An 8,475-nucleotide genomic window follows, 5' to 3' on the forward strand; every position below is an offset into this window, starting at 1 on the left:
TTGGTGCCATGGCCAAGGACCGCGACGACCAGCCGGTCGTGCTGTCGAAGATCTACACCCGCACCGGTGACGACGGCACGACCAACCTCGGCGACATGAGCCGTACCGCCAAGACCGATCCACGACTGGTCGCGTACGCGGACGTCGACGAGGCCAACAGCGCCATCGGTGTCGCCGTCGCGCTCGGCGGCCTGCCCGACGCGGTCGCCACCGCCCTCCGGCGGGTGCAGAACGACCTGTTCGACGTCGGCGCGGACCTGTGCACCCCGGTCGTGGAGGACCCGGAGTTCCCGCCGCTGCGGATCACCGAGGAGTACGTCACCTGGCTGGAGGCGGCCTGCGACGAGCACAACGAGGGCCTGCCGACGCTGCGCAGCTTCATCCTGCCGGGAGGCGCGCCCGGCGGCGCGCTGCTGCACGTGGCCCGCACGGTCGTACGCCGGGCGGAGCGCTCGACGTGGACGGCCCTGGAGACGCACGCGGACATGAACCCGCTGACCGCCCGCTACCTCAACCGCCTGTCCGACCTGCTGTTCATCCTCGGCCGCGTCGCCAACGCCGAGACCGGCGACATCCTGTGGAAGCCGGGCGGCGAGCGCTGACGGTACGGGGAGTCACACGGACTCTCGCGTGACGACGTCGGCCGCTCGTCGCGGGTCGCCTCCGGCGCGTTCCATGAGCGCCTCGACCGACCAGACACGCGTGCCCACGGCGTCGGCCGTCCGCAGCGTGAGCCCGGTCTCCAACAGCGTGGAGAACACCGCGGCCCCCGCGGCCGGGCTCCGGTCGTACACGGAGTGGAGCAGCGCCGCGGCGAAGTCGTCCCGCCGCCGCCGCGCCGCGGGGTCGCACTCGCGCAGTGCCGCCGCGACCGGTGGAGACGCGGCGTCGTACCCGGTCAGGTACGGGAGCAGCGCCGGGTCGCGCAGGCACGCGGCGGCCTCTAGCCCCCAGGAGAAGATGCCCTGCTCCGCCTCGAGGAGCTCGATGACGCGGGCCGTGGCACGGGGATCACGCCGCCGCGCCAGGCCGAACACCGCCTCGGCGCGCACGTCCTCACCGTCGTCGCCGAGCCGTGCCCGAAGCGCCTCCCGTACGGCGGGCGTGTCGGCGTCGACCTGGCTGCCGAGACCGAACGTCGCCCAGTTCCGTACTTGGGGATCCTCATCGGCGGTGAGCCGGATCAGCGCGCCGATCACCGCCTCTTCAGGCGGCATCGAGGGCAGTGCCTGAGCCGTCTTGAGGCGGACGTCGGCGTCCGGATGGGCGGCCAGGGACGCCAGGACGGGTACGGCCCGCCGGTCGTACGTGCTGCCGAGCGCCTGCGCGATCGACCAGGTCACGTCGGCGTCGGTCTCGGCCGGCGCGAGCGTCAGCAGCGCGGACGCGGCGTCCGCGCGGACCGCTTCGTGCAGGTCACCGGCGCAGCCGAGCAGGTCGCAGCCGACCGAGCGGGCCACCGGATCAGACGAGGCGAGCAGGTCGGTACCGGCCCGGAGCGACGCCGGCCCGTCCGCCGCGACCTCGCGGAGGACCTCCCAGACCGCCTCGTAATCGTCGCCGTCCTGGAGATCGCGTGCCAGCGCGACGGCCCGGCCGACCAGATCCTCCACCGCGGGTTCCATCCCGGCATTCTCACCCGGCCGGGTGCGATGGCGCCGGCGAGTTCTCGGGCCCGGGTTCGAACGAGATGTGGGGCGACAGCGCGCGGAGGAAGTCGGGCGCGTCGAAGATCTCGCCGGCCGAGACCACGCCGACCGCGCCGGCCCGCCCGGTGAGGACCCGGTGGACGGCCTCCACGGCGAGCGGGGCGCTGACCGCGTAGATGTCCTGGCCGCGTGCCACCGCGCGCCGTCGCACGCCGCCGGAGCACACGACGACGTCGACCACGAACGTCTGCGCGGACCGCCCGCGCCGATCGACCGCGGTCGGCGCCGGTGTGTCCGGAGAGGACACGTCCCTGGCCGCCCCGACGGTCATGTACGTCCGCACCTCGGGGATGCGCAGATGGCTGGGGACGGTGACGATGTCGGCCATCGCGAACTCCCCGATGACCGCGCGGGTGCCCAACGGCGCCGGGAAGGGCCACTCCAGGGCCGGCGGATCATCGTCGTGGTACTCCACCCGGCCGCCGGTGTAGCGGACGCCCCGCCCGCCCCGCCGCCGCCCGGACATCCTGCCCGCTGCCCTGGTCCCGGCGGTCGGATGCCAGTCGCTCAGCCCGTACGCGATGTGCGCCTCGTCGGCCGCCGTCCAGTCGCCCATGGCGGCCGTGGTCAGCAGGTCACCCAGGCCGCCGTAGAAGGCCATCGCGGGGAGCACCACGGCCCCTGCGGCGCGGGCCGGCTCCGCGAAGCGCGCGAACGTGTCGAGGTTGACCTCGATCTCGCCCGCGATGTCCACATAGGGAATCCCGGCTCGCAGCGCCGCCTCGATGATCGGGGCGGCGGTCGCGCCGAAGGGCCCGGCACAGTTGATCACGGCGGACGCTCCGGCCAGCGCGCGGTCGAGCGAAGCCGGGTCCTCGACCGACGCCGGGCGGACGTCGAGTCCCGTGCCCAGCGCGCGTAGCCTGCCGGCGTTCCGGCCCGCGACGATCGGAACGAACCCGCGGTCTCCCAACTCTTCGACCACGAAGCGCCCGGTGTGCCCGTAGGCGCCGTACACCGCCACCCTGCGACCCGCACTCGAATGACCCACGAGACCATCGTGCCGACGGCGGCGATCCCGCGCGAGCGTCCGGAGCGCCATCATGCACGCATTTTCGGACATGTTCGCGCCGGCCTGCTGGACGGGTCGCGCGTCACCACGCTCCCGGCGGCATGCCCGGACGCCTGCCGCCGCGCCTTTCGCAGGCAGACCGTCAGTTGAGCGAGGAGCCGGGCGGGGAGGCCTCCAGCCAGGCCAGGAAGCCGGTCAGGGCGGCGCCGCTCATCGCCAGTTCGACGGTGTGCCCGTCGTCGAGGACCTCGACGATGCCCGTGTCCGGGTGGAGGGCGGCCTGTTCCTCCGCCTTCGGCGTGCGGCGGCCGGACACGACGAGGCCCCGGCGGTGAACCACCCGCCGGGGCCTGAAACGGAAACCGAAGATTGCGAACCAGAGCAACTCGTCACCGTTGTAGCGGCCGATGCCCAGCCGCCACACGCCGCGGCCGTTCGGCTCGCGCAGGCTGCACTCCACCGTGCCGCCGCGGCGTTCGAGCAGCCAGCGTCTCACTGAGAGCATGGCGAACACGACGATGACCGCCAGCAGGACGGCGGCAAGGACCGCCCCCGCGTCGAGTGCCAGGTGCCCGCCCACTCCCCCCTGCTTCCCCCGCGGAGACCGGTGCCGATCAGACTTCTTGGCCGGCGGCTCTCAGCCGTGCCCGCGCGCGGCGCTGAGCCGCGGCGGCCTCGTCGCCCTCCTGCGCCGACACGCGTTCGTACTCCTCGCGGGCGGCGCGGACATCGACCTCGCCGCCCAACTCGGCGTACTCCGCGAGCACCGACACCTCGTTTGAGGCGACCGAGAAGAATCCACCGGAGACCATCGCCGCGACGGGCTCGCCGCCGTCGGCCGGGTGGATGCGCACGACGCTGCCGTCCACCATCACGCCGAGGACCGGCGCGTGGCCGGGCAGGATGCCCATCTCACCCTCGATGGTCTTGGCCACGACCATATCGGCTTCGCCGGCCCAGATCTCGCGCTCCGGCGAGACCAGCTCCACGCGTAGCTTTGCCACTTCGTTCTCCTCTGAACCCGGCCTCGGCTACTTCTGGAGCTCCTGGGCCTTCTTCTCCGCCTGGTCGATGCTGCCGACCATGAAGAACGCCTGTTCCGGAAGGTGGTCGTACTTGCCCTCGGTGATCGCCTTGAAGGACGCGATCGTGTCGCTGAGCGGGACGTCCTCGCCCTTCTGACCGGTGAACGCCTCGGCCATGTGCATCGGGTGGGACAGGAACCGCTCGATGCGGCGCGCCCGCTCCACCGTGATCTTGTCCTCTTCGGAGAGCTCGTCGATGCCGAGGAGGGAGATGATGTCCTGCAGCTCCTTGTAGCGCTGGAGGATCCGCTTCACCTCCTGGGCGACGTCGTAGTGCTCCCGGCCGAGGATGACCGGGTCCATGATCCGCGACGTGGAGTCGAGCGGGTCCACCGCCGGGTAGATGCCCTTCTCCGTGATCGCACGCGAGAGCACCGTCGTGGCGTCGAGGTGGGCGAAGGTGGTGTGCGGCGCGGGGTCGGTGATGTCGTCCGCGGGCACGTAGATCGCCTGCATCGAGGTGATCGAGTGGCCGCGGGTCGAGGTGATCCGCTCCTGCAGCTCGCCCATCTCGTCGGCGAGGGTCGGCTGGTAGCCCACCGCGGACGGCATGCGGCCCAGCAGCGTGGAGACCTCCGAACCCGCCTGGGTGAACCGGAAGATGTTGTCGATGAACAGCAGCACGTCCTGGTTCTGGACGTCGCGGAAGTACTCCGCCATGGTCAGCGCCGACAGCGCGACCCGCAGACGGGTGCCCGGCGGCTCGTCCATCTGGCCGAAGACGAGGGCGGTGTCCTTGAGGACGTTCGCCTCCTTCATCTCCAGCAGCAGGTCGGTGCCCTCACGGGTGCGCTCGCCGACACCGGCGAACACCGAGGTGCCCCGGTGGTTACGGGCGACACGGGTGATCATCTCCTGGATGAGCACCGTCTTGCCCACGCCCGCGCCGCCGAACAGGCCGATCTTTCCGCCCTTGACGTACGGGGTGAGCAGGTCGATGACCTTGATGCCGGTCTCGAGGATCTCGGTCTTGCTCTCGAGCTGGTCGAACGCCGGCGCGTGCCGGTGGATCGGCCAGCGCTCGCTGACGTCGAGCGAGGCGGTCGGCACGTCGAGGGACTCGCCGATCGTGTTGAACACGTGGCCCTTGACCCCGTCGCCGACCGGCACCGAGATCGCCGCGCCCGTGTCGAAGACCGGGGCGCCGCGGACGACGCCGTCGGTGGGCTGCAGCGAGATCGCGCGGACCATGTTGTCGCCGATGTGCTGGGCGACCTCCAGGGTCAGCCTGCGCTCCGCACCACCGAGCGTGACGTCGATGTGCAGCGCGTTGTAGATGTCGGGCATCGTCTCGACGGAGAACTCGACGTCGACGACGGCGCCCGTGACACGGGCGACGCGACCCGTCGCCGTGGAGGTGGCGGTCTCTTCAACCGAAGCAGTCATGGTGGCTCTCACTCACTCCCCGCGGACGTCTCGGCCAGCGCGTTCGCGCCACCGACGATCTCGCTGATTTCCTGCGTGATCTCGGCCTGCCGCGCCTGGTTGGCCACCCGCGTCAGGGTCTCGATCACATCGTTGGCGTTGTCGGTCGCCGACTTCATGGCCCGCCGGCGCTGGGCGTGCTCGGACGCGGCCGCCTGGAGCAGCATGTGCCAGATCCGGCTCTCGATGTAGTTCGGCAGGAGCGCGTCGAGGACCGCCTGGGCCGACGGCTCGAAGTCGTACGCCGGCAGTGCGCCCTGGGAACGCTGATCCTCGGGAAGCTCCTCGGCCTCTTCGATCTCCAGCGGCAGCAGACGGTGCACCTGGGCGGTCTGCGTCAGCATGGAGACGAACTCGGTGTAGACGATGTGGATCTCGTCCACACCGCCCTCCTCGGTCGGCCTGTTGAACTCCTCGACGAGCGCGCGCCCGATGGTCTCGGCGTGCTCGAACCGCGGGTTGTCGCTGAATCCGGTCCACTCGTCGGCGTACTCGCGCTCGCGGAAGCGGTACCAGCCGACGCCCTTGCGGCCGACGATGTACGGGACGGGCTCCTTGCCCTGCTCCCGCAGCAGGGTCATCAGACCCTCGGCCTCACGGATGACGTTGGCGTTGTAGCCGCCGGCGAAGCCGCGGTCGCTCGTGATCAGCAGCACCGCGACCCGCCTGCTGTCGGGCCGCTCCTCCAGGAGCGGGTGGCTGACGCCGACGTTGTGGCTGACCAGCGCGGAGATGGCCCGCGTGATCTGCCGGGCGTACGGCCCCGACTCCCGCACCCGCTGCTGAGCCTTGACGATCCGCGACGAGGCGATGAGCTCCTGCGCACGCGTGATCTTCGCCATCGACTTCGTCGAGGCGATGCGGCGCCGTACGACCCGAAGCTGGGCACCCATCGGCTACTTCTTCCTCACGCGGGTGATCTTCTCCTGCTCCACGTCGTCCGCGTCGATCGCCTCGACCGTCTCCTCCTGCACCAGGAGGCCGTGGCTGGTCGTCTCGAAGCCCTTCTTGAACTCGGCGATGAGGTCCTTGAGCTTCGTGACGGTGTCGTCCTCGAACCTTCCGGTCTCCCGGATCGTCTCGAGCAGGCCCGCGTCGGTGCGCTTGATGTAGTCGAGGAACTCGGCCTCGAACCGGCGGATGTCCTCGATCGGCACCTCGTCCAGCTCACCGTTGGTGCCGGACCAGATCGAGACGACCTGCTCCTCCATCGGGAACGGGTCGTTCTGCGGCTGCTTGAGCAGCTCGACCAGGCGGGCGCCGCGGTCCAGCTGGGCGCGCGAGGCCGCGTCGAGGTCGGACGCGAACGCCGCGAACGCCTCCAGGTCGCGGAACTGCGACAGGAACAGCTTCAGGTTGCTCGTGGCCTTCTTCATCGCCTTGGTCATCGCAGCGCCGCCGACGCGCGACACCGAGATACCGACGTTGATGGCCGGGCGGACACCCTGGTTGAACAGGTCGGTCTCCAGGAAGACCTGCCCGTCGGTGATCGAGATGACGTTGGTCGGGATGTAGGCGGAGACGTCGTTGCCCTTGGTCTCGATGATCGGCAGGCCGGTCATCGAGCCCGCGCCCAGCTCGTCCGAGAGCTTCGCGCAGCGCTCCAGCAGACGCGAGTGGAGGTAGAAGACGTCACCGGGGTACGCCTCGCGGCCCGGCGGGCGGCGCAGCAGCAGCGAGATCGCGCGGTAGGACTCCGCCTGCTTGGACAGGTCGTCGAACACGATCAGGACGTGCTTGCCCTGGTACATCCAGTGCTGGCCGATGGCCGAGCCGGTGTAGGGGGCGATGTACTTGTAGCCCGCGGGCTCGGAGGCCGGAGCCGCCACGATCGTGGTGTACTCCAGCGCGCCGGCGTCCTGCAGTGTGGCCCGCACCTGCGCGATCGTCGAGCCCTTCTGGCCGACGGCGACGTAGATGCAGCGCACCTGCTTGCTCGGGTCGCCGCTCTCCCACGCCTGCTTCTGGTTCAGGATCGTGTCGATCGCGACGGTGGTCTTGCCCGTCTGCCGGTCACCGATGATCAGCTGGCGCTGGCCACGGCCGATCGGCGTGAGGGCGTCGATCGCCTTGATGCCCGTCTGCAGCGGCTCGCCCACGGGCTGGCGCTGCATGACGCCGGGCGCCTGGAGCTCGAGCTCGCGGCGGCCGGTCGTCTCGATCGCGCCCTTGCCGTCGATGGGGTTGCCGAGGGAGTCGACGACCCGGCCGAGGTAGCCGTCGCCGACCGGGACCGACAGGACCTCGCCGGTGCGGCGGACCTGCTGGCCTTCTTCGATAGTGGAGAAATCGCCCAGGATGACGACACCGATCTGCCGAACGTCAAGGTTCAGCGCGATGCCGCGCGTACCGTCCTCGAACTCAAGGAGTTCGTTCGCCATGGCCGAGGGAAGACCCTCGACGAAGGCGATACCGTCGAAGCACTCGACGACGGTCCCGACCTCCTCGCTCGCGGCGGCCTCCGGCTCGTACGCCTGGACGAAGCGCTCGAGCGCACTCCGGATCTCCTCCGGCCGGATCGTCAGCTCCGCCATTCTTCTTCGTCTCTCTCCGTGAGTTCGATGCTTGGGTTCAGCTCGCCCGCTCGATACGCCGGCGGATGTCGTTCAGCCGTCGCACGATGGTGCCGTCGATTTCCTCATCCCCCACTCGGATGGACATTCCACCCAAAACGGCGGGATCAACCTCAATGTTCACGTGAACACTGCGGCCGTACTGCGCCGAGAGCGCGGCGGTGAGCCGCGTCTTCTGCTGCTCGCTCAGGTCCACCGCGGTGCGGACCACCGCGACCAGGCGATTGCGGCGCTCGGCGGCGATGCGGCCGAACTCCGCGAGCACACGCTCCAGACTACGTCCTCGAGGTTGTGTCACGGCCTCCGTGACCAGCCGCAGGGTGGCCGGAGTCGTCTTGCCCTCCAGCAGCTCGGCCACCAGTGTGGCCTTGCGGTCGCCCGCCACACGGTGGTCGACCAGCACGCCGCGCAGCTCCGGCTGCGCCTCGACGATGCGGCCGAAGCGGAACAGCTCGTCCTCGAGGTCGTCGAGGCGGCCCGCCGCCTCGGCACTCGCCACCTCCGCGATCACGGCGAACCGCTCGACCGCGTCGGTGAGGTCCGTCGAGCGTCCCCACCGCAGGCCGACGATCCCGGCGACGAGCTCGGCCGCCGTCCGGGACACCTTGCCGTCGAGCACGGCCGCGGCGAGCCCGGACCGCTGCTCGGCCGGCCGGGCCGGGTCCGCGAGC

At 70.5% G+C, this 8,475-nt stretch carries 10 protein-coding genes; 2 read left to right on the forward strand and 8 right to left on the reverse strand.

Annotation, left to right across the window (positions count from 1 at the left end):
* Window positions 1–8 precede the first annotated feature (8 nt).
* Window positions 9–602, forward strand: coding sequence for a cob(I)yrinic acid a,c-diamide adenosyltransferase (locus ACFFNX_RS05290; protein WP_378196027.1), 594 nt, complete (start codon window positions 9–11; stop codon window positions 600–602).
* Window positions 603–614: 12 nt separating this feature from the next.
* Here the strand turns inward: ACFFNX_RS05290 and ACFFNX_RS05295 are convergent, their stop codons facing one another.
* Window positions 615–1,625 carry a HEAT repeat domain-containing protein gene (locus tag ACFFNX_RS05295; protein WP_378196030.1) on the reverse strand — a complete coding sequence of 337 codons (1,011 nt, stop codon included), beginning with the start codon at window positions 1,623–1,625 and terminating at the stop codon, window positions 615–617.
* Between the two features lie 10 nt (window positions 1,626–1,635).
* Window positions 1,636–2,700, reverse strand: a complete 1,065-nt coding sequence (locus ACFFNX_RS05300; protein ID WP_378196033.1) for a saccharopine dehydrogenase family protein — start codon at window positions 2,698–2,700, stop codon at window positions 1,636–1,638.
* Between ACFFNX_RS05300 and ACFFNX_RS05305 the strand changes: the two genes are divergently transcribed.
* Window positions 2,692–2,871, forward strand: coding sequence for a hypothetical protein (locus ACFFNX_RS05305; RefSeq protein ID WP_378196036.1), 180 nt, complete (start codon window positions 2,692–2,694; stop codon window positions 2,869–2,871). The two genes, ACFFNX_RS05300 and ACFFNX_RS05305, sit on opposite strands and share 9 nt — an antisense overlap.
* Here the strand turns inward: ACFFNX_RS05305 and ACFFNX_RS05310 are convergent.
* The 6 genes from ACFFNX_RS05310 to ACFFNX_RS05335 form a co-directional block, all read right to left on the reverse strand.
* Complete coding sequence (locus ACFFNX_RS05310; RefSeq protein ID WP_378196039.1) at window positions 2,864–3,301, reverse strand: DUF2550 domain-containing protein; 438 nt, start codon at window positions 3,299–3,301, stop codon at window positions 2,864–2,866. The two genes, ACFFNX_RS05305 and ACFFNX_RS05310, sit on opposite strands and share 8 nt — an antisense overlap.
* A gap of 34 nt (window positions 3,302–3,335) precedes the next feature.
* Entirely contained in the window at window positions 3,336–3,725 is a 390-nt protein-coding gene (locus tag ACFFNX_RS05315) for a F0F1 ATP synthase subunit epsilon (protein WP_378196043.1), read from the reverse strand.
* 27 nt (window positions 3,726–3,752) lie between these two features.
* Entirely contained in the window at window positions 3,753–5,192 is a 1,440-nt protein-coding gene (gene atpD / locus ACFFNX_RS05320) for a F0F1 ATP synthase subunit beta (RefSeq protein WP_378196046.1), read from the reverse strand.
* Window positions 5,193–5,200: 8 nt separating this feature from the next.
* Window positions 5,201–6,124 (reverse strand): F0F1 ATP synthase subunit gamma, encoded by a 924-nt coding sequence (locus ACFFNX_RS05325; RefSeq protein WP_378196049.1) that lies wholly within the window; start codon window positions 6,122–6,124, stop codon window positions 5,201–5,203.
* A 3-nt stretch (window positions 6,125–6,127) separates the two neighbouring features.
* The gene (gene atpA, locus ACFFNX_RS05330; protein ID WP_378196052.1) at window positions 6,128–7,765 is read right to left on the reverse strand and encodes a F0F1 ATP synthase subunit alpha; all 1,638 of its coding nucleotides are present in this window, start codon (window positions 7,763–7,765) and stop codon (window positions 6,128–6,130) included.
* 37 nt (window positions 7,766–7,802) lie between these two features.
* A partial coding sequence (locus ACFFNX_RS05335) for a F0F1 ATP synthase subunit delta (protein ID WP_378196055.1) occupies window positions 7,803–8,475 on the reverse strand: 673 nt, incomplete at its 5' end.

The organism is Actinoallomurus acaciae (assembly GCF_042429965.1).
In the GTDB taxonomy this organism is placed as follows: domain Bacteria; phylum Actinomycetota; class Actinomycetes; order Streptosporangiales; family Streptosporangiaceae; genus Actinoallomurus; species Actinoallomurus acaciae.

What these genes read in the sequence shown, in the direction of transcription:
- atpA (WP_378196052.1), bottom strand. Translation starts at nt 7,765, where the DNA reads ATGGCGGAGCTGACGATCCGGCCGGAGGAGATCCGGAGTGCGCTCGAG.
- atpD (WP_378196046.1), bottom strand. Translation starts at nt 5,192, where the DNA reads ATGACTGCTTCGGTTGAAGAGACCGCCACCTCCACGGCGACGGGTCGC.
- ACFFNX_RS05325 (WP_378196049.1), bottom strand. Translation starts at nt 6,124, where the DNA reads ATGGGTGCCCAGCTTCGGGTCGTACGGCGCCGCATCGCCTCGACGAAG.
- ACFFNX_RS05295 (WP_378196030.1), bottom strand. Translation starts at nt 1,625, where the DNA reads ATGGAACCCGCGGTGGAGGATCTGGTCGGCCGGGCCGTCGCGCTGGCA.
- ACFFNX_RS05305 (WP_378196036.1), top strand. Translation starts at nt 2,692, where the DNA reads ATGACCCACGAGACCATCGTGCCGACGGCGGCGATCCCGCGCGAGCGT.
- ACFFNX_RS05290 (WP_378196027.1), top strand. Translation starts at nt 9, where the DNA reads ATGGCCAAGGACCGCGACGACCAGCCGGTCGTGCTGTCGAAGATCTAC.